Raw genomic sequence first — 18,570 nt, 5'->3', positions numbered from 1 at the left:
CCCCAAGTTGTGATCAGGCACGGCAGAGGACCGACCGGGCGGGCAGGCTGGCCGGCGTGGACATCGCGAGGACGCTGCGGGCTGTTCGGCGCAGCCGGCGGCTCAACCAGCGCGAGTTCGCCGACCTCGCCGGGCTGCCCAATTCGACCGTCGCGCGGATCGAGTCGGGCGCCAGCGACCCGAGGCTGAGCACGGTCGTGGGGCTTCTGCGAGCCACCGGTTACGACCTCGTGGTGTGCGACCAGTGGAACCGGTTGCTCATGCTCGACGACCGGATGGATCGACTCGTCGATCGGGCGCGGCGACGACTCCCGCCGCATCTGCGCACCGCGCCCACGCCGCTGGCGCACGCCTCCGGCCCCCAGTGGTGGGGGTGGTACCGCATCGCCTGGTGGCCGACCGATGGGGCCGTGCCGGATCACTGCTACTGGCGTCGCTACGAACCGCTGCACTATGGCGAGGCCCCGTACGACTACTCCTCGATCAGGGTCTGGGACGACGCGACGTGACGCGGTTCAGACCCCGCCGGTTCAGACGCCGATGGGGTGCCAGACGGTCTTGGTCTCGACGAAGGCGTTGAGGCGCGACAGGCCGGGCTCCGCGGTCCAGTCGGTGTCGCGGGGGAGGTAGACACGCTTGACGTTGTCGGCCGCCTCGGCCTGCAGATCGGCCCGCGCCTCGGCGGCGGCGCCGGTCAGGTCGATCGCGTTGACGTCACGGTGCGAGGCCAGCCAGGGCGCGAGCTCGTCGGTGAATCCGGTGAGCAGGTTGACGACGCCGCCGGGCACGTCGGAGGTCGCCAGCACCTCGGTCAACGAGACCGCCGGCAGCGGGCGGTCCTGCGCGGCCACGACGACCGCGGTGTTCCCGGTCGCCAGCACCGGAGCGAGCACCGAGACGAGTCCGAGCAGCGAGGAGTCCTGCGGCGCGAGCACAGCGACGACGCCGGTCGGCTCGGGCAGCGAGAAGGTGAAGTACGGACCGGCGACCGGGTTGGTCGAGCCCGCGATCTGGGCGTACTTGTCGGTCCAGCCGGCGTAGTGCACCCAGCGATCGATCGCGGCATCGACCTGGGCCAGCGCGCGCTCGGAGGTCAGGCCCTCGGCGGCGGCGACCTCGGCTCCGAACTGCTCGCGGCGCCCCTCGAGGAGCTCGGCCACCCGGTAGAGCACCTGGCCCCGGTTGTAGGCGGTCGCGCCCGACCACTTGCCGAACGCCGAGCGGGCCGCGGTCACGGCGTCGCGGGCGTCCTTGCGGGAGGCCTGGGCGGCGTGCGCCAGCAGGCGGCCCTTCGCGTCCTGGACGGGGTAGGAGCGACCCGACTCCGAGCGGGGGAACGCGCCGCCGATGTAGAGCTTGTAGGTCTTGCGTACATCGATCCGGTCAGCCGTCGGGACAGAACGATCAGACATCGAGGTAGGCCGCCAATCCGTGTCGGCCGCCCTCGCGGCCGAAGCCTGATTCCTGGTAACCGCCGAACGGGGCGGTCGGGTCGAACCGGTTGAACGTGTTGGCCCACACGACGCCGGCCCGCAGGCGCGACGCCATCGAGAGGATGCGCGAGCCCTTCTCCGTCCAGACGCCGGCCGACAGCCCGTAGGGGGTGTTGTTGGCCTTGGCGACCGCCTCGTCGGGCGTGCGGAACGTGAGCACCGACAGCACCGGGCCGAAGATCTCCTCCTGGGCGATGCGGTGCGCCTGCGAGACGTCGGTGAAGACGGTCGGGGCGAACCAGAACCCGCGCTCGGGCAGCTCGCACGGCGGCGACCAGCGGGTCGCGCCCTCGGCCGCTCCGGCGTCGGTCAGCTCCCGGATGCGGGCCAGCTGCGTCGCGGAGTTGATCGCACCGACGTCGGTGTTCTTGTCCAGCGGCGAGCCCACCCGCAGCGTGGCGAGCCGGCGCTTGAGCGAGTCGATCACCTCGTCGGCCACCGATTCCTGCACCAGCAACCGCGAGCCGGCGCAGCACACCTGGCCCTGGTTGAAGAAGATGCCGTTGACGATGCCCTCGACCGCCTGGTCGAGGGGGGCGTCGTCGAAGACGATGTTGGCCGCCTTGCCGCCGAGTTCGAGGGTGAGCCGCTTGCCCGAGCCCGCCGTCGTCCGCTGGATGATCTTGCCGACGTCGGTCGAGCCGGTGAAGGCGATCTTGTCGATGCCCTCGTGCTCGACGATCGCCTGCCCGATCGACGGTCCGCCGGCGAGGATGTTGACCACGCCCGGCGGCAGCTCGGCCTCGGCGATGATCTCGGCCAGGACGAGCGCCGACAGCGGTGTCGTCTCGGCCGGCTTGAGCACCACGGTGTTGCCGCAGGCCAGCGCCGGCGCGATCTTCCAGGCGGCCATCAGCAGCGGGAAGTTCCAGGGGATGACCTGCCCGGCCACCCCGATCGGCTTCGGCGCCGGCCCGAAGCCGGCGTAGCCGAGCTTGTCGGCCCAGCCCGCGTAGTAGAAGAAGTGCGCCGCCGCGGTCGGGATGTCGACGTCGCGCGATTCGCGGATCGGCTTGCCGTTGTCGAGCGACTCGAGCACGGCGAGCTCGCGGCCACGCTCCTGGATCGCCCGGGCGATGCGGAACAGGTACTTGCCCCGCTCGGCGCCGGACATCCGGCCCCACGGCCCGTCGAAGGCCTTGCGGGCGGCCTTGACGGCGAGGTCGACGTCGGACGGGCCGGCCTCGGCGACCTCGGCCAGCGGCTCCTCGTCGGCCGGGTTGATCGTCTTGATCGCCTCGCCCGCGCCGTCGCGGAACCGGCCGTCGACGAAGATCTGGTAGCTCGGCTTGAGGCGCGCGATGTCGCGCGACTCGGGCGCCGGGGCGTACTCGAACATCAGTCCACCGTCACGTAGTCGGGACCGTCGTAGTGACCGGTCGTCATCTTGTGCCGCTGCTGCAGCAGGTCGTTGAGCAGGCTGGACGCGCCGAAGCGCAACAGCGCCGGGTGGAGCCACTCGTCCCCGACGACCTCGTTGACCATCACGAGGTAGCGCACCGCTTCCTTCGAGGTGCGGATGCCGCCGGCCAGCTTCACGCCCCGCAGCTGCCCGGTGATCGCCCGGAAGTCGCGGACGGCCTCGAGCATCACGAGCGCCACCGGCGGCGTGGCCGCCGGCGACACCTTGCCGGTCGAGGTCTTGATGAAGTCGCCGCCGGCGATCAGCGCGAGCCACGAGGCGCGGCGGGCGTTGTCGAGCGTGGCCAGCTCACCGGTCTCGAGGATGACCTTCAGGTGCGCGGGACCGCAGGCCGCCTTGGTGGCCACGATCTCTTCGAAGACCTGCAGGTAGCGCCCGGACAGGAACGCGCCGCGGTCGATCACCATGTCTATCTCGGTCGCGCCCGCGGCCACCGCCTCGCGCACGTCGTGCAGTTTGGTGGCCAGCGACGCGCGGCCGGACGGGAACGCGGTGGCGACCGACGCGATCTGCACGTCCGTGCCGCGCAGCGCGTCGACCGCGGTGGCCACGAGGTCGGGGTACACGCAGACCGCCGCGGCGGCGGGCGCCGTCGGGTCGGACGGGTCGGGGCGGGCCGCCTTGGCGCAGAGCGAGCGGACCTTGCCGTGGGTGTCGGCGCCTTCCAGCGTCGTGAGGTCGACCATGCTGATCGCGGTGTCGATCGCCCACGCCTTGGCCGTGGTCTTGATGCTCCGGGTGGCCAGCGAGGCGGCACGTCCCTCGGCGCCGACCTGGTCGACCCCGGGCAGCCCGTGCAGGAAGCGGCGCAGCGTCGCATCGTCGCGCGCCACGCTCGTCAGGTCGTCCCGTGCCAGCGTCGTCACTCGTCCCAGTCTAGGGACGGTCCGGGGCCTCGTCCTACAGTCATGCTTGTGCAGACGACCGTTGTGGATCACCCGATCGTGCAGGCCCGACTGACCGTGATGCGGGACGAGCGCAGCAGCAACGCCGAATTCCGGGCCGCGCTGCGCGAACTCGCCACCCTGCTGGTTTACGAGGCCACCCGCGAACTCGAGCGGGCCGACGCCCCGATCACCACTCCGGTGGCCCCCACGACCGGTGTCGCGATCGCGAACCCGCCGCTGCTGGTGCCGGTGCTGCGCGCCGGGCTGGGCATGGCCGAGGCCGCGTTCAACCTGCTGCCCGAATCGCAGATGGGCTTCGTCGGCCTCGCCCGCGACGAGCGCACCCACGAGCCGCACGCCTACATGGCCTCGCTGCCCGAGTCGCTGGCCGGACGTCCGGTGATCGTGCTCGACCCGATGCTCGCGACCGGGGGCTCGCTGCTGCACTGCTTGCGGCTGCTGGCCGAGCGCGGCGCCACCGACCTCACCGTCATCTGCGCCCTCACCGCGCCCGAGGGTCTCGCCGCGCTCGAGGACAGCGGGCTGCCGGTGCACGTCTATACCGCCAGCATCGACGAGAAGCTCAACGAGAACGCCTACATCGTCCCCGGCCTGGGCGACGCCGGTGACCGGCAGTTCGGACCGCGGTAGTCAGCAGTACATGTAGCGGTACCCGGCTGACCCCCGCGGCACGCCGAGCAGCACCAGCAGGGCTGCGACCGGGCCGGCGGGCCTCACCACCCCCAGGTCCCCTCGCCGCCCTTGAACGGGCCGACGACGTCGGAGGTGATCCAGCCGCCGTAGAAGCCGCCCTCCTGGGGTCGGACCCGCTCGTCGTCGACGTAGCAGGCGAAGCGGGAGGGGTAGAAGGTCAGGTGGCCGGCGATGGCGGTGAAGCCCGGTGTCGGCCGCTCGTAGGACCACGCCGCGCCCTCGATGCCGAGCACGTCCCAGTAGGTCGCGGCGCCCTTCCACTCGCACCAGGTGGAGCGGGTCCGCGAGGGCGCGATCGCCGCCTCGACGACATCGCCCCGCGGGATGTACCAGGTCGGCGGGTGCGACGTCTCGAGCACGCGGAACGCGGCTCTCGTGTCGGCGACGACGGTGTCACCGACCCGCACCACGACGTGCCGTTCGGACGGCACGCAGGCGGGCGGACGGGGGTAGTCCCACACCGATTCCTGGCCCGGCCCGGGCTCCTCACGGTTACGGCGCGGTCGGTTCATGACCTCATTGTGGCCTGTGACCACATCGTTACGCGGCGCTGTGATCGGCGGGCAACGTTTCGGCGCACCATCGCGTCTTAGTGGATGTGGGGGAGCGGTCGGGCCGAGGGAATCTGCCGTCGCGGATTCTCCGCTCGCGACTGCTCGCGATCTGCGTGCTGCTGCCGGCCCTGGTGACAGCGTCCTGCGCGAGCCGCTCCGCGACGGCTGCGCGTTCTGGGGGAACCGCCGCCAGCGGGGCCGCCGCTCTCCCCACACCAACCGCGATCGCGACGCCGGCGACCACGGTGCGGGCATTCACCCCGTTCGACCCGGCCGGCCACCTGCGCGTCGCGACCGGCCGCCTGGCCCGCGGCTCCTGCTTCACCGCGAGCGCGGCCGACCCGGTCGCGCACGCCTACCGCTGCCTCGCCGGCAACGACCTGCTCGACCCGTGCTTCGCCGACCCGTCGACCCAGGCCCCCGCCACCGTCGCCTGCGTCACCGATCCCTGGTCGCCGGCCGTCGTCGTCACCCTCACCGCGAAGCTGCCGACCGCGCCGCCGCTGGGTGACCGCACCCGGCCGTGGGCCCTGCAGCTCGCCGACGGCCGGCGCTGCACCGCCTCGACCGGCACCGTGCCGTTCGTCGACGACGTCGCCCTGAGCTTCCGCTGCACCGGCGGGGTCTACGCCGCCGTGGTCGACGCCCGGGCCGCGACCGTCGTCGTCCAATACGGCACCCCGTCGGCCACGACGCTGCAGCGCGCCCGCGTCAGCGCCATGTGGCGCGGCTGACGCCCACCAGTCCCACAGGTGAGGCAACCTCGACGCCCGGCCGGGCGACCATCCGGTGTGGCAACCTTGACCCTGGTGGAGGCCGACGAGCAGTCGCAGCGGCTGGTCGACGCGCAACCCGCGTCCGATCGGCCGGTCGGACGTATCGACCTGCCCGCGCTCTACGACGCGCACTGGCGCTATCTCGTCCGCTTCGCCGTCCTGCTGGTCGACGATGCGACCAGCGCCGAGGACGTCGTCCAGGACGCCTTCGTGGCGCTGCACCGCAACCAGACGAACCTGCGCGACCCGGACGCCGCGCTCGGCTACCTGCGCACCTCGGTCGTGAACCTGTCCCGCTCGGTCATCCGACGCCGCGTCGTCGCCCGCAAGCACCTCAAGGTCGCCGAACCCGAAGGCACCGCCGGCGCCGACCACGACGTGCTGCTGCGCGACGAGCACCGGGCCGTCCTCGCCGCCGTCCGTGCCCTGCCCCGTCACCAGCGCGAGGTGCTGACGCTGCGCTTCTGGTCGGGGCTGTCGGAGAAGGAGATCGCCCAGACGCTGGGCATCGCCCCGGGCTCGGTCAAGTCGGCGGCGAGCCGCGGCCTGGCGACCCTGCAGCGCGTGCTCGGGGAACAGCGATGAACGACGACGAGCTCGGTCGCCTGCTCGGCGACGCCTTCGACCAGCAGGCGCGGACCGTGGTCGGCGACCACGCCACCCCGCCGCCGCCCCGCTTCGCGACCGGCCACGGTGAGCTGCACCCGACGAACTCCTGGCGGCGCCGCTGGTGGGCGCCGGTCGTGGCCGCGGCCGCCGTCGTCGCGGCCGTCGGCATCGGGGCAGAGCTGTCGGGCGGCGGCCGGCAACCCGTCGCCGGGGTCGCGCCGTCGCCGACCCACTCACCCCTGTCGGCCTATCAGGCGCCCGCCGGAGCGGCGGCGGTGCGCACGACGGTCACGCTGCGCCCGACGTCGGCGGTCGGTGTCGGGCTGCCGGTGGTCGTCGCGCTGTCGCGGCCGATCACCGACGGCCGGGCGTGGCAGGCGGCAACCCGGGTGACCGTCGACGGGCGGCCTCTGCCGGCGGCCTGGTACTTCGAGCGGACCGGCCCGGCGGCGGCGATGACCGCGCACCTGCGCCCACAGAGCTACTGGCCGGCGCACGCGAGCATCCGGGTCGAGGTCGCCGCCGCCGGGCTCTCCGCCGGTCGCGGGCTCGCCTTCGCCGACGACGTGCAGGTCGCGTTCCGCACGGCGGCGGCCCGGGTCGCGGTCGTCGACGGTGACACGCATCGGCTGACCCTGGCCGAGGACGGTCGCCGGATCGGCATCTTCCCGGTGTCGCTCGGTGCCGACCGGACGCCGACGACCCAGGGCGTCAAGGTGGTCATGGCGAAGGCCGACCACGTGTGCCTCACGGGGCCCAACTACCACGTGTGCAACGTTCGGTACACGCAGCGACTGACGGCCGCCGGCGAGTACCTGGTCAGCTCGCCCTGGAGCGTGTGGGCCATCGGGCAGATGAACATCTCGAGCGGCAGCACGGACCTCCGACCGGCCGATGCGCAGCAGCTCTACCGATTGCTCGCGGTCGGCGACGTGCTCGACTACCGCAACTGTCAGGGCCCGATGACGACCGCCGGCCAGGGCTACGGCGACTGGAACGTGCCGTGGGCGGCGTGGCGGACCGGCGGGCTCGTCCCTACGTCCTGACGCCGACCAGGGGCTCGACCTCGGCCCGCAGGGCGGCGATCGTCGCGGCCGCCCGCTCGGCCGAGCCGGACGGCTCGACGACCTCGAGGTAGGCCTTCAGCTTCGGCTCGGTGCCGGACGGGCGGACGACGACCCGGCCGCCGTCGACCCGCCAGCGCAGCCCGTCGGTGGCCGGCAGCAGGTCCTCGGCGGTGACCGGCCGGCCGAGCAGCTCGGTCGGCGGCGACTCGCGCAGGCGCTGCATCGTGGCGGCGATGATCGACAGGTCGTCGACCCGCACCGACACCTGTTCGGTGGCGTAGCGACCGTGCTCGGCGGCCAGCTCGTCGAGGCGGTGCAGCAGCGACGACCCGGCGGCCTTCAGCCCGGCGGCCAGGTGGGCGATGCGCAGGGCCGCGCTCACGCCGTCCTTGTCCCGCACGAGGTCGGGCGCCACCGCGTAGCCCAGCGCCTCCTCGTAGCCGAAGACGAGATCGGGCGCGGCCCGCGAGATCCACTTGAACCCGGTGAGCGTCTCGGCGTAGCCGACGCCGTGGCTCGCGGCGAGCGCGCCGAGCATCGACGAGGACACGATGGTCGTGGCGTAGGTGCCGCGCACGCCCTCGCGCAACAGGGCGTCGCCGAGCAGCACGCCGACCTCGTCGCCGCGCAGCATCCGCCACCCGCCGTCGCCGAGCGGGACGGCCACGGCGCACCGGTCGGCGTCGGGGTCGTTGGCGATGACGATGTCGGCGTGGCGCTCGCGCGCCAGCGCGAACGCGAGATCGAGCGCGCCCGGCTCCTCGGGGTTGGGGAAGGAGACGGTCGGGAAGTCCGGGTCGGGCTGCTCCTGCTGCGGCACCGGGATCACGTCGCTGAACCCGGCCCGGCCGAGCACGGCCAGGACGGTCTCGGTGCCCACCCCGTGCATCGCGGTGTGGACGATGCGGAGCTCGCGCGGACCGTCGCCGACGAGCGCGGTGACCGCCTCGACGTACGCGGTCACGAGCTCGTCGCCGAGCACCCGCACGCCCGACTCGTCGAGGGCGATGTCGCGGGTCGACGGCACGGCCCGGATCGCGTGCTCGATCTCGACGTCGGTCGGCGGCACGATCTGGGCTCCATCGTCGGCGTAGACCTTGTAGCCGTTGTCCTGCGGCGGGTTGTGCGAGGCCGTGACCATCACGCCGGCCGCGGCGCCGAGGTGCTGCACCGCGAAGGCGAGGACCGGGGTCGGCAGCACGCGGGGCATCCGGCGGGCGTCGAACCCGGCCGCGGCGAAGATGGCGGCCGAGTCGCGGGCGAAGTCGGTCGAGCCGTGCCGGGCGTCGAAGCCGACGACCACCGCACGCCCCGCGTGACCGTGCTCGAGCAGCCACGCGGCCAGGCCGGCGGCGGCCCGGCGCACCACGGCGCGGTTCATGCCGTTCGGCCCGGCCCGCAACGGCCCGCGCAGCCCGGCCGTGCCGAAGGTCAGCGGGCCGGCGAACCGGTCGGCCAGCTCCACGTCGTCGCCCTCGTCGAGCAGCGCCTCGAGTTCGGCCGCCGCGATCGGGTCGACCTCGTCGGCGATCCAGCGCCGGACCTGTCCGTGCAGCGTCATGAGTGACTCCGTGACAAGACCTCGTCGATGCCGAACCCGGGGGAGGTGAACCCGCCGCCCACGAGCCCGTCGGTCGGATCCGGCTCGGGCTCGGCGAGGGACCCGGCGAACGCCTCGGCGTCGTCGTGCGGCTCGTAGCCGAGCGCGCGGCCGGCGCCGAGACTCCAGGTGCGCCGCGTGTTCGCCGATACGCCCCACACGATCGAGAACGTGAGCGAGGCGCTGCGCAGCGCAGCGTCGATCAACCGGGCGCAGTCGTCGGGCGAGAGCCAGGTCGACAGCGTGCGCACATCGCGCGGCTCGTCGGCGAAGGTGCCGATCCGCAGGCAGGCGACCCGCATGCCGTACCGGTCGGCGTAGTAGCGCCCGAGCGCCTCGCCGAAGACCTTGCTGACGCCGTAGAGCGTGTCCGGTCGCGGCGCGGCGTCGGCCGGCAGCTCGGGCGTGACCGGCGTGAACCCGGTGGCGTGGTTGGACGACGCCCAGACCACGCGCGACACGCCGGCGCGGCGGGCGGCCTCGAACAGCTGCACCAGACCGTCGACGTTCGCGTCGCGGATCGTCGGCCAGGGCGCCTCGGTGGGCTGCCCGGCCAGGTGCACGACGGCCGAGACACCGTCCAGCGCCGCGTCCAGATCGGCGGGTGAGGTGATGTCGCCGACGACGCCGCCCGGGACGGCGACCCGGTCGAAGGCCCGCACGTCCCACCCGTAGTCGGGCAGCCGCTCGCGCATCGACGTGCCGATGCGCCCGGCCGCACCGGTCAACAGGACTGGCCCGCTCTCGCTTCGCCCGATACGGCCACCCGAGCCGAGCCGGGCCGGTGGTTCGCTCCGCACGCGTCGCTCAGCGCTCATATCCGTGGGATGACCTGGCCGAGCAGCTCGCCCATCCGGGTGGCCGCCGCCTTGCCGACGGCCAGCACCTCCTCGTGGTCGAGCGCGTCGCCGAGGCCGGCGGCGAGGTTGGTGACGAGCGAGAGCCCCAGCACCTCGCAGCCCTCGGCGTGCGCGGCGATCGCCTCGAGCACGGTGGACATGCCGACGAGGTGCGCGCCGAGCACCCCGGCCATGCGCACCTCGGCCGGCGTCTCGTACTGGGGGCCGGGGAACTGCGCGTAGACGCCCTCGGCGATCGACGGATCGATCTCGCGCACGAGGGCCCGCAGCCGGGCCGAGTACACGTCGCTGAGATCGACGAAGCGAGGGCCCACGAGCGGCGAACGCCAGGTGAGGTTGAGGTGATCGCTGATCAGCACCGGGTCGCCGACCGACAGTCCCGGGCGCAGCCCGCCGCAGGCGTTGGTGAGGACGACGACCTTGCAGCCGGCCGCGGCGGCGACGCGCACGCCGTGCACGACCGGCTCGACGCCCCGGCCCTCGTACAGGTGGGTGCGGCCGAGGAACGCGAGCACCCGGCGGCCGCTCACCTCGAGCGAGCGGATGCGTCCGGCGTGACCCTCGACCGCCGGCGGCAGGAAGCCGGGCAGGTCGGTGACCGGGAGATCGGCGACGGCGGTGCCGAGCACGTCGATGGCCGGCACCCAGCCCGAGCCGAGCACGATGGCGATGTCGTGACGGTCGACGCCGCTCCGTTCGGCGAGAGCGGCTGCGGCGGCGGTGGCGTCAGCGGTGGGGTTTGGTCCGGTCACGCCCGCCGACCCTACCGGCCCGGGTCGACCCCCAGCCGGGCCCGGACCGTCTCGTCCGACTGTCCTGTCCCCGGAGCGGGACGGCGGGCGTGACCGTATTCGGTACGCGCTACGCGCCCGGCCCGCCCCCACGGTTGCCGGGCACGCTCGCGCGCTGGTCGGTGGTGGCGCGCTGGCACGGCAGGCACAGGGCCGCCTGCGGCAGCACCTCGAGCACCTCGAGCCGCAGCGGGGCGGCGCAGGCGGTGCACAGCCCGTACCCGCCCTCGTCCATGCGCCACAGGGCGTGCTGCACGTCGCGCAGCGCCGCGCGGGCGCCGGTCGAGAGCGAGGTGAACACCTCGTCGTCGGTGCTGCCGAGCAGGCCGGGCACGCCCGGCCGGTGCAACTCGGCCAGCTGCTCGAGCCGGAACGCGCGCTGCTGTTCGAGCATGTGCCGCAGCATCGTCACCTGGGCCTCGGTGAGGGACGGACGGATGGGGTCGATCGCGCGGCGGGACGGTGGAACCAGGGTGGATCGGGACATCGAGACTCCTCGGCTGGATTCGGGACGGACTCGGGCCGCGCGGCGGCTCCGGTCCGACCGTCGAGGAGACGGGAGAGGGGAGCCCCTACGCGGAACCCTGCGCCGGTGGCCCTCGAACCGGCGGTGTCTGCGCTGTGCGGTGTTTCGCAGTCGGGGAGGAATCAGCTGTGACCGGCCACGCCGCGACGGCCGTCGCGGCGACCGAAAGGCCCGGCAGCACGGCGCTGTGGACGGCGCCGTGGAGGGCGAGGTGGCCCGGGTCGGCGACGAGCGTCGGCAGCACGACCGCGATGCGGGCGACGTGCTGGTGGGCGTGGGGGCGGCTGCTCGCCTGCGCGCCGACCGGCACGAGGGAGAGCGTGAGCAGGCAGGCGAGGAGCGCGGCGGCGCAGGTTCGGGCGCGTCGCGGGTGTCCGGCGTGCGCCTGCATGATCGTCCAACGGACGGGCGGCGCCCGCCGTTCCGGGAATCAGGCGGGCAGGGCCAGCGTGGCCCAGACGACCTTCCCGTGCTCGACGATCCGCACGCCCCACGACGAGCTCAACGCGCTGACGAGGGGGAGGCCGCGTCCGCTCGTGTCGTGGATGCCGGCGTGCCGCTCCTCGGGCCAACCCCGGGCCTCGTCCGCGACGCGCAGGAGGATCGCCGCGTCCTCGATGGAGACCTGGACGGTGACGGTCGGGCTGCCGGCGCGCACCGCGTTCGTGACGAGTTCGCTCACCACGAGTTCGACGTCGTCGCGCAGGGTCGGCGGGACCGGCTCGGAGAGCAGCTCGGCAAGGGCGGATTTCGCGAAGCCGCGCGCGGCGGCCGGTGACTGCGCATCACCGGCGAACTCGTGCGCGACGTGTGCGGGCACAACCTGCCTTCCCAGCGAGGGACCTGCCGGCACGTGCGCCGGGCCGGGCAGTACGTCGTCGCCGAGCGCCGAGACCACTGGCCCGGTGCCAGAGTAGAGCAGCGAGGTCGCTGTCGTGCCGGGCGCGCGCATCGGACTGGACCGTCCGCGGCGCCCGAGGAGGCGCTCGACCGCGCCCGACCGGGCCGAGCGACCTGCCGGCCCGGGTCTTTTGGTACGTGGAGTAACCGGGACGATTACGTAGAGTGTCCGACATGCGGCCGGCCGTGGTGATCGAGCCGGATCCGCAACGCCGCCGGCCGCTGGTCGACCTCCTCGGGGAGTGCGGCTTCGTCGTCATCGAGGCCGGCGACGGTCGGGGCGGGCTGGCGGCAGTCCGCACGGCCGACCCCGACCTCGTGACCGTCGACCTCAGCCTGTCCGATCCTGACGGCATCGAGGTGTGCCGGCAGGTGCGCGCCCTCACCGACGCCTATGTGGTCGTCCTGTCGGCCCGGCTCGACGAGATCGGCCGCGTCGTGGGCCTCGAGGCCGGGGCCGACGACTTCATGGCCACGCCGGTCAACCCGCGCGAGTTCCGGGCCCGGGTCAACGCGATGCTGCGCCGCCCGCGCCGTCCCGGCGTCGTGGGGGCGCCGGTGCGGGGAACGGTCCTGTGCCACGACGACCTGGAGGTCGATCTCGAGGCCCGGACGGCGCGACGCGGCGACGAGGAGGTCGAGCTCACCCGCACCGAGTTCGACCTGCTCGCCACCCTGCTCGCGCACCCGAACCGGGCCTGGGCCCGCGATGCGCTGCTGCGGTCGGTATGGGGGTCCAACTGGAGCGGGGACACGCACCTCGTCGAGGTGCACGTCGGGAACCTGCGCCGCAAGCTCGGGGACGACTCGAGCCACCCGCGCTACATCAAGACCGTGCGGGGCGTCGGCTACCGGATGGTCACCCCTGCGCGGGTGTGAGCCCCCCGGTCGGGCCTTGCGCGGATCTTGCGCAAAGGTTCGGCGTACTGCAGTGGCCCGCCCGCCCGCGCGTGCGTAACTTCTGTTCGCGCAAGGTGCCCGACCCGGCTCGATCGACGACCTGGAACCTCGTCGATGCCCGCCGGCCCGCGGCGCCCTCGTCACCCCCGCCGACGAGGGCGCCGCGACCTCGGCCCCGCCCCCACCCACGAGAGATCGACCACCTCGAGGACGCCTGCGCGGGCGCTGAGACCTACGATCCGAGGCATGCCGAACGAGCCGGAGTCGCTTGCGCTCGCCGCCGACTTCCCGACCCCGAGCCGCGACGACTGGCGGGCCCTGGTGTCCGCCGTGCTCGCCAAGTCCGGCGCGGGCGACGGCGTCGATCCCGAGGACGCCCTGTCGTACACCACCTACGACGGCATCACCATCAAGCCGCTCTACACCGCGGACGACGCGCACGGCGTGAGCGCCGACGGCCGCCCCGGGCACGCCCCGTTCGTGCGGGGCGCGACGGAGGACGGCGGGGCGGCGACCGGCTGGGACGTCCGCACCCGGCACGCCGACCCCGACCCCGCGCGCACGAACGCCGCGGTGCTGGCCGACCTCGAACGGGGCGCGACATCGCTCTGGCTCGTGGTCGGCGACGGCGGCCTGGCCGTGGACGACCTCGACGCGGCGCTGCAGGGCGTCTACCTCGACCTCGCCCCGATCGTGCTCGACGCCGGCGCGCACACCGAGCGAGCAGCGCAGGCTCTGCTCACTCTGAGCGAGCAGCGCGGGGTCGACCCGGCCGAGCTCTCCGGCAACCTCGGGGCCGACCCGATCGGCACCCGCGCTCGCACCGGAGCCGAGGCCGACCTCGGCCTCCTGCCCACTCTGAGTGCGCAGAGCACACGGGCGCCGAAACTGAGGGTCGCGACCGTCGACGCCACCGTCTTCCACGACGCCGGTGCCAGCGACGCCCAGGAGCTCGGCCTGAGCCTGGCCGTCGGCGTCGCCTACCTGCGGGCGCTGGTCGACGCCGGGCTGCCGGTCGACGACGCGCTGGACTCCCTCGACTTCCGCTACGCCGTCACCGCCGAGCAGTTCCCGTCCATCGCCAAGCTGCGAGCGGCGCGGCGGGTGTGGGACCGCGTCGCCGAGCTCTCCGGTGCCTCCGACGACCGCCGCGGCCAGCGCCAGCACGCCGTCACCTCCGCGGCCATGATGACCCGACGCGATCCGTGGGCCAACCTGCTCCGCACCACGATCGGCTGTTTCGCCGGCGCGATCGGCGGGGCCGAGGCGATCACCGTGCTGCCGTTCGACTCGGCCATCGGCCGCTCCGACGACTTCGCCCGGCGCATCGCCCGCAACACCCATGCGGTGCTGCACGACGAGTCTTCCCTGGCCCGGGTCGTCGACGCGGCCGGCGGCTCGTGGTTCGTCGAGTCGCTCACCGACCAGCTGGCCGTCGCCGCGTGGGACGTCTTCACCTCGATCGAGAAGAGCGGCGGCGCGCTCGCGGCCCTCGACGACGGCACCGTCGCCGCCCTCATCGCCGCAACGAACGACAAGCGTCTTGACGACATCGCGCACCGGCGGTCGCCGATCACCGGGGTCACCGAGTTCGCCTTCGTCGACGAATTGCCGGTCGAGCGCGAACCGTTGCCTCCCATACCTGAAGGTATGTTGCCGCCGCTGCGGTACGCGCAGGACTTCGAGGCGCTGCGTGACCGCGCCGACGCCGCCCCCGAACGACCCAAGGTGTTCCTCGCCGGGCTGGGTCCGCTCGCCGCGCACAGCGCCCGCACCGGCTTCGCGGCCAACCTGTTCCAGGCCGGCGGGCTCGACTGCGTCACCGGCAGCGGCGAGCTCGACGAGCTCCTCGCCGCGTTCGAGAAGTCGGGCACGACCGTGGCCTGCCTCTGCTCGTCGGACAGCGTCTACGCCGATGCCGCCGCGCCGGCGGCGAAGGCGCTGCGCGACGCCGGCGCAACCACGATCTGGCTGGCCGGGAAGGCCGAGGTCGAGGGCGTCGACGGCACGCTCTACGCCGGGTGCGACGCGCTCGCGGTGCTGCGCTCGGTCTTCGAGACTCTGGGAGTGAAGTGATGGCGGGCATCCCCGACTTCTCCGAGGCGACACTCGGCGCGGCCTCCGCGACCGCAGCAGCGGGCGACACGTCCGACGTCGCGGCCTGGCCGACGCCCGAGGGCATCGACATCCCGCCGCTCTACATCGCCGCCGACCTCGAGAACGGTCCCGACTTCCTCGCTACGTTCCCCGGCATGGCCCCGTTCCTGCGTGGCCCCTACCCCACGATGTACGTCAACCAGCCGTGGACGATCCGGCAGTACGCCGGCTTCTCCACCGCTGCCGAGTCGAACGCCTTCTACCGGCGGAACCTGGCCATGGGGCAGAAGGGCCTGTCGATCGCGTTCGACCTGCCGACGCACCGCGGTTACGACAGCGACAACCCGCGCGTCACCGGCGACGTCGGCATGGCCGGCGTGGCGATCGACTCGATCTACGACATGCGCCAGCTGTTCGACGGCATCCCGCTCGACAAGATGTCGGTGTCGATGACCATGAACGGCGCGGTGCTGCCCGTCCTCGCGCTCTACGTCGTCGCGGCCGAGGAGCAGGGGGTGAGGCCGGAGCAACTCACGGGGACGATCCAGAACGACATCCTCAAGGAGTTCATGGTCCGCAACACCTACATCTACCCGCCCCAGCCGTCGATGCGGATCATCAGCGACATCTTCGAGTTCACCTCGCAGCAGATGCCGAAGTTCAACTCCATCTCGATCTCCGGGTACCACATCCAGGAGGCCGGGGCGACGGCCGACCTCGAGCTCGCGTACACGCTGGCCGACGGTGTCGAGTACATCCGGGCCGGCCTCGATGCGGGTCTCGACATCGACCGCTTCGCGCCGCGGCTGTCGTTCTTCTGGGCCATCGGCATGAATTTCTTCATGGAGGTCGCGAAGCTGCGGGCCGGCCGGTTGCTCTGGGCCAAGCTGGTGAAGCAGTTCGACCCCAAGAGCGACAAGTCGCTGTCGCTGCGCACCCACTGCCAGACCAGCGGCTGGTCGCTGACCGCGCAGGACGTCTACAACAACGTCATCCGCACCTGCGTCGAGGCGATGGCCGCGACCCAGGGGCACACGCAATCGCTGCACACCAACGCGCTCGACGAGGCCCTCGCGCTGCCGTCGGACTTCTCGGCCCGCATCGCCCGCAACACCCAGCTCGTGCTGCAGCAGGAATCGGGCACTACCCGCGTCATCGACCCGTGGGGCGGTTCGGCCTACGTCGAGAAGCTGACCTACGACCTCGCCCGCCGCGCCTGGGCCCACATCACCGAGGTGGAGGAGGCCGGCGGCATGGCCAAGGCCATCGACGCCGGGCTGCCCAAGCTGCGCATCGAGGAGGCCGCGGCCCGCACCCAGGCCCGCATCGACTCCGGCCGCCAGCCGGTCATCGGCGTCAACAAGTACCGGCTGGCCGAGGAGGACCTGCTCGACGTGCTCAAGGTCGACAACGCCGGCGTGCGCCGCGAGCAGGCCGAGAAGCTCGAGCGGCTGCGGGCCGAGCGCGACTCCGCGGCGACCGAGGCCGCCCTCGACGCGCTGACCAAGGCGGCTGACTCGAAGGCCGACGGCAACCTGCTCGAGCTCGCCATCGACGCGGCCCGCAAGATGGCGACGGTCGGCGAGATCTCCGACGCCCTCGAGAAGGTCTACGGTCGGCACTCGGCGACCATCCGGACGATCTCCGGGGTCTATCGCGAGGAGGCAGGGGCGGGCGTGGACCTCATCGAGCAGGCCCGCGCCGCCAGCGACGAGTTCGAGGAGGCGCAGGGCCGCCGCCCGCGCATCCTGATGGCGAAGATGGGCCAGGACGGCCACGACCGCGGGCAGAAGGTGCTCGCCACCGCGTTCGCCGACCTCGGCTTCGACGTCGACGTGGGCCCGCTGTTCCAGACCCCGGCCGAGGTGGCCCGCCAGGCCGTCGAGGCCGACGTCCACATCGTCGGCGTCAACTCGCTCGCCGCCGGGCACCTGACGCTGGTGCCCGAGCTGCGCGACGAGCTCGCGACGCAGGGGCGGTCGGACATCATGATCGTGGTCGGAGGCGTCATCCCCCCGCAGGACTTCGCTGCGCTGCGCGAGGCCGGCGCGGTTGCGATCTTCCCGCCCGGCACGGTCATCGCCGGGTCCGCGATCGAGATGCTGGCGAAGCTCACCGAGCGGCTGCACGCGGTTTGATGGCGGCCTCGGTCGACGAGCTCGCCGACGGCGTCCGCGCCGGCCGGCGGGCGTCGATCGCCCGGGCGATCACGCTCGTCGAGTCGCGCCGCGACGACCACCGCGCGCAGGCGCAGGAGCTGCTGGCGTCGCTGCTGCCCGACACCGGCAACGCCGAGCGCATCGGCATCAGCGGCGTGCCCGGCGTCGGCAAGTCGACCTTCATCGATCAGCTGGGCGTGAACCTCATCGCCGAGGGCCGCCGCGTCGCCGTGCTGGCGGTCGACCCGTCGTCCGGGCGCACCGGCGGCTCGATCCTCGGCGACAAGACCCGCATGACCCGGCTGTCGGCGGACGAGAACGCTTTCGTGCGGCCGTCGCCCTCAGCCGGCACGCTCGGCGGGGTCGCCCAGGCCACCCGCGAGACGATGCTGGTGATGGAGGCCGCCGGCTACGACGTCGTGCTGGTCGAGACGGTCGGGGTCGGGCAGTCGGAGTACGTCGTCGCCGGCATGGTCGACACCTTCCTGTTCCTCACCCTCGCCCGGACCGGCGACCAGTTGCAGGGCATGAAGCGCGGCATCCTCGAGCTCGCCGACGTCATCGCGGTCAACAAGGCCGACGAGCACCACGAGGACGGTTCGGAGAGGGCGGCCCGCGAGCTGTCCGGTGCGCTGCGGCTGCTGCGCGGCAGCGACCGCGACTGGCAGACCCCGGTCGTCACCTGCTCCGGGCTGCACAACATCAACCTGGACCGGGTGTGGAAGCACGTCGTCCGGCACCGCGACTGGCTCGAGTCGCACGGTGGCCTCGAGCGCAAGCGCCGCGACCAGATGGTGGAGTGGACCCGCGCGATGGTGCGCGACCGGCTGCTGGCCCGGCTGAACCGGCCGCCCGTGCGCGACGTCGTCCGCACGGCCGAGGAGGCGGTCCGGGCCGAGCACCTCACGCCGGACCAGGCGGCGACGCAGATCCTCGCCGCCCTCGACGCGGAGGGCTAGAGACCCGAGCGCTCGCGGGCGCGCCGCTTCTGGATGTTGGCCACGCCGAAGCGCACCACGGTGGCGGCGACGGCGAAGCTGGCCAGCAGGGAGACGAGCTGGGCCGGCGTCCGGTTGACGGCAAAGGACGGGATGTTCCGCATCGGTCAACCTCTTTCGGGCTGGATGGCGCTGCGCCGGGGTTGTGCGCAGCCGCCGCGGGCACGGTCGGACGTCTTCGACTGTACGGTCGGAACACCTCGCAAATCGGACGGT

At 73.0% G+C, this 18,570-nt stretch carries 20 protein-coding genes; 9 read left to right on the top strand and 11 right to left on the bottom strand.

The window, feature by feature from the left end; genetic code table 11:
* Nucleotides 1-56 precede the first annotated feature (56 nt).
* A complete protein-coding gene (locus tag VGN18_RS05290; protein WP_327538605.1) occupies nt 57-509 on the top strand; it encodes a helix-turn-helix transcriptional regulator in 453 nt (150 codons plus the stop codon).
* 21 nt (nt 510-530) lie between these two features.
* Here VGN18_RS05290 and VGN18_RS05285 read toward each other — a convergent pair whose 3' ends face one another.
* The 3 genes from VGN18_RS05285 to deoC are packed head-to-tail and all read right to left on the bottom strand — an operon-like array spanning nt 531 to nt 3,782.
* Nucleotides 531-1,412, bottom strand: a complete 882-nt coding sequence (locus tag VGN18_RS05285; protein WP_327538604.1) for an aldehyde dehydrogenase family protein — start codon at nt 1,410-1,412, stop codon at nt 531-533.
* Nucleotides 1,405-2,832, bottom strand: a complete 1,428-nt coding sequence (locus tag VGN18_RS05280) for an aldehyde dehydrogenase family protein (RefSeq protein WP_327538603.1) — start codon at nt 2,830-2,832, stop codon at nt 1,405-1,407. Before VGN18_RS05280 ends, VGN18_RS05285 begins: the two co-directional genes overlap by 8 nt.
* Nucleotides 2,832-3,782, bottom strand: a complete 951-nt coding sequence (gene deoC, locus VGN18_RS05275; protein WP_327538602.1) for a deoxyribose-phosphate aldolase — start codon at nt 3,780-3,782, stop codon at nt 2,832-2,834. The genes VGN18_RS05280 and deoC overlap by 1 nt, the downstream gene beginning before the upstream one ends.
* 48 nt (nt 3,783-3,830) lie before the next feature.
* Here deoC and upp point away from each other — a divergent pair, with 48 nt between their 5' ends.
* Entirely contained in the window at nt 3,831-4,454 is a 624-nt protein-coding gene (gene upp, locus VGN18_RS05270) for a uracil phosphoribosyltransferase (protein ID WP_327538601.1), read from the top strand.
* An 83-nt stretch (nt 4,455-4,537) separates the two neighbouring features.
* On the opposite strand, the gene VGN18_RS05265 is transcribed toward upp, so the two are convergent.
* Entirely contained in the window at nt 4,538-5,029 is a 492-nt protein-coding gene (locus tag VGN18_RS05265) for a DUF427 domain-containing protein (protein ID WP_327538600.1), read from the bottom strand.
* A gap of 287 nt (nt 5,030-5,316) precedes the next feature.
* Here VGN18_RS05265 and VGN18_RS05260 point away from each other — a divergent pair, with 287 nt between their 5' ends.
* The 3 genes from VGN18_RS05260 to VGN18_RS05250 are packed head-to-tail and all read left to right on the top strand — an operon-like array spanning nt 5,317 to nt 7,502.
* Nucleotides 5,317-5,805, top strand: a complete 489-nt coding sequence (locus VGN18_RS05260; protein ID WP_327538599.1) for a hypothetical protein — start codon at nt 5,317-5,319, stop codon at nt 5,803-5,805.
* 57 nt (nt 5,806-5,862) lie between these two features.
* On the top strand, nt 5,863-6,432 hold the full coding sequence (locus VGN18_RS05255; RefSeq protein WP_327538598.1) for a SigE family RNA polymerase sigma factor: 570 nt from the start codon (nt 5,863-5,865) through the stop codon (nt 6,430-6,432).
* Complete coding sequence (locus VGN18_RS05250) at nt 6,429-7,502, top strand: L,D-transpeptidase (RefSeq protein ID WP_327538597.1); 1,074 nt, start codon at nt 6,429-6,431, stop codon at nt 7,500-7,502. The genes VGN18_RS05255 and VGN18_RS05250 overlap by 4 nt, the downstream gene beginning before the upstream one ends.
* Here VGN18_RS05250 and VGN18_RS05245 read toward each other — a convergent pair.
* The 6 genes from VGN18_RS05245 to VGN18_RS05220 all read right to left on the bottom strand — a co-directional run bounded on the left by VGN18_RS05245 (nt 7,492) and on the right by VGN18_RS05220 (nt 12,120).
* On the bottom strand, nt 7,492-9,084 hold the full coding sequence (locus VGN18_RS05245) for a phospho-sugar mutase (protein ID WP_327538596.1): 1,593 nt from the start codon (nt 9,082-9,084) through the stop codon (nt 7,492-7,494). The two genes, VGN18_RS05250 and VGN18_RS05245, sit on opposite strands and share 11 nt — an antisense overlap.
* Entirely contained in the window at nt 9,081-9,923 is an 843-nt protein-coding gene (locus VGN18_RS05240) for an NAD(P)-dependent oxidoreductase (protein ID WP_327538595.1), read from the bottom strand. Before VGN18_RS05240 ends, VGN18_RS05245 begins: the two co-directional genes overlap by 4 nt.
* Nucleotides 9,924-9,937: 14 nt before the next feature.
* Complete coding sequence (locus VGN18_RS05235) at nt 9,938-10,735, bottom strand: purine-nucleoside phosphorylase (protein WP_327538594.1); 798 nt, start codon at nt 10,733-10,735, stop codon at nt 9,938-9,940.
* Between the two features lie 109 nt (nt 10,736-10,844).
* Nucleotides 10,845-11,261: a hypothetical protein gene (locus tag VGN18_RS05230; RefSeq protein WP_327538593.1), complete on the bottom strand. Its 417-nt coding sequence runs from the start codon at nt 11,259-11,261 to the stop codon at nt 10,845-10,847.
* An 85-nt stretch (nt 11,262-11,346) separates the two neighbouring features.
* A complete protein-coding gene (locus VGN18_RS05225; protein WP_327538592.1) occupies nt 11,347-11,691 on the bottom strand; it encodes a hypothetical protein in 345 nt (114 codons plus the stop codon).
* Nucleotides 11,692-11,730: 39 nt separating this feature from the next.
* Nucleotides 11,731-12,120 carry an ATP-binding protein gene (locus VGN18_RS05220; protein WP_327538591.1) on the bottom strand — a complete coding sequence of 130 codons (390 nt, stop codon included), beginning with the start codon at nt 12,118-12,120 and terminating at the stop codon, nt 11,731-11,733.
* A 254-nt stretch (nt 12,121-12,374) separates the two neighbouring features.
* Between VGN18_RS05220 and VGN18_RS05215 the strand changes: the two genes are divergently transcribed.
* The 4 genes from VGN18_RS05215 to meaB all read left to right on the top strand — a co-directional run bounded on the left by VGN18_RS05215 (nt 12,375) and on the right by meaB (nt 18,315).
* Nucleotides 12,375-13,079, top strand: coding sequence for a response regulator transcription factor (locus VGN18_RS05215; protein WP_327538590.1), 705 nt, complete (start codon nt 12,375-12,377; stop codon nt 13,077-13,079).
* Nucleotides 13,080-13,346: 267 nt separating this feature from the next.
* Complete coding sequence (locus VGN18_RS05210; protein ID WP_327538589.1) at nt 13,347-15,176, top strand: methylmalonyl-CoA mutase family protein; 1,830 nt, start codon at nt 13,347-13,349, stop codon at nt 15,174-15,176.
* A complete protein-coding gene (gene scpA, locus VGN18_RS05205; RefSeq protein ID WP_327538588.1) occupies nt 15,176-17,335 on the top strand; it encodes a methylmalonyl-CoA mutase in 2,160 nt (719 codons plus the stop codon). Before VGN18_RS05210 ends, scpA begins: the two co-directional genes overlap by 1 nt.
* Nucleotides 17,335-18,315, top strand: coding sequence for a methylmalonyl Co-A mutase-associated GTPase MeaB (gene meaB, locus VGN18_RS05200; protein WP_327538587.1), 981 nt, complete (start codon nt 17,335-17,337; stop codon nt 18,313-18,315). Before scpA ends, meaB begins: the two co-directional genes overlap by 1 nt.
* On the opposite strand, the gene VGN18_RS05195 is transcribed toward meaB, so the two are convergent.
* Nucleotides 18,312-18,458 (bottom strand): hypothetical protein, encoded by a 147-nt coding sequence (locus VGN18_RS05195; protein WP_327538586.1) that lies wholly within the window; start codon nt 18,456-18,458, stop codon nt 18,312-18,314. The genes meaB and VGN18_RS05195 overlap by 4 nt on opposite strands.
* Nucleotides 18,459-18,570 lie beyond the last annotated feature (112 nt).

Source organism: Jatrophihabitans sp., assembly GCF_036000465.1.
Lineage (GTDB): Bacteria > Actinomycetota > Actinomycetes > Mycobacteriales > Jatrophihabitantaceae > Jatrophihabitans.
This window is presented reverse-complemented; position numbering and strand designations above follow the sequence as displayed.

Excerpts from the sequence above, each read along its gene's own strand:
- scpA (WP_327538588.1), top strand. The coding sequence starts at position 15,176 with ATGGCGGGCATCCCCGACTTCTCCGAGGCGACACTCGGCGCGGCCTCC.
- VGN18_RS05265 (WP_327538600.1), bottom strand. The coding sequence starts at position 5,029 with ATGAACCGACCGCGCCGTAACCGTGAGGAGCCCGGGCCGGGCCAGGAA.
- VGN18_RS05230 (WP_327538593.1), bottom strand. The coding sequence starts at position 11,261 with ATGTCCCGATCCACCCTGGTTCCACCGTCCCGCCGCGCGATCGACCCC.
- VGN18_RS05285 (WP_327538604.1), bottom strand. The coding sequence starts at position 1,412 with ATGTCTGATCGTTCTGTCCCGACGGCTGACCGGATCGATGTACGCAAG.
- VGN18_RS05250 (WP_327538597.1), top strand. The coding sequence starts at position 6,429 with ATGAACGACGACGAGCTCGGTCGCCTGCTCGGCGACGCCTTCGACCAG.
- meaB (WP_327538587.1), top strand. The coding sequence starts at position 17,335 with ATGGCGGCCTCGGTCGACGAGCTCGCCGACGGCGTCCGCGCCGGCCGG.
- VGN18_RS05210 (WP_327538589.1), top strand. The coding sequence starts at position 13,347 with ATGCCGAACGAGCCGGAGTCGCTTGCGCTCGCCGCCGACTTCCCGACC.
- VGN18_RS05225 (WP_327538592.1), bottom strand. The coding sequence starts at position 11,691 with ATGCAGGCGCACGCCGGACACCCGCGACGCGCCCGAACCTGCGCCGCC.
- VGN18_RS05245 (WP_327538596.1), bottom strand. The coding sequence starts at position 9,084 with ATGACGCTGCACGGACAGGTCCGGCGCTGGATCGCCGACGAGGTCGAC.
- VGN18_RS05280 (WP_327538603.1), bottom strand. The coding sequence starts at position 2,832 with ATGTTCGAGTACGCCCCGGCGCCCGAGTCGCGCGACATCGCGCGCCTC.
- VGN18_RS05195 (WP_327538586.1), bottom strand. The coding sequence starts at position 18,458 with ATGCGGAACATCCCGTCCTTTGCCGTCAACCGGACGCCGGCCCAGCTC.
- VGN18_RS05215 (WP_327538590.1), top strand. The coding sequence starts at position 12,375 with ATGCGGCCGGCCGTGGTGATCGAGCCGGATCCGCAACGCCGCCGGCCG.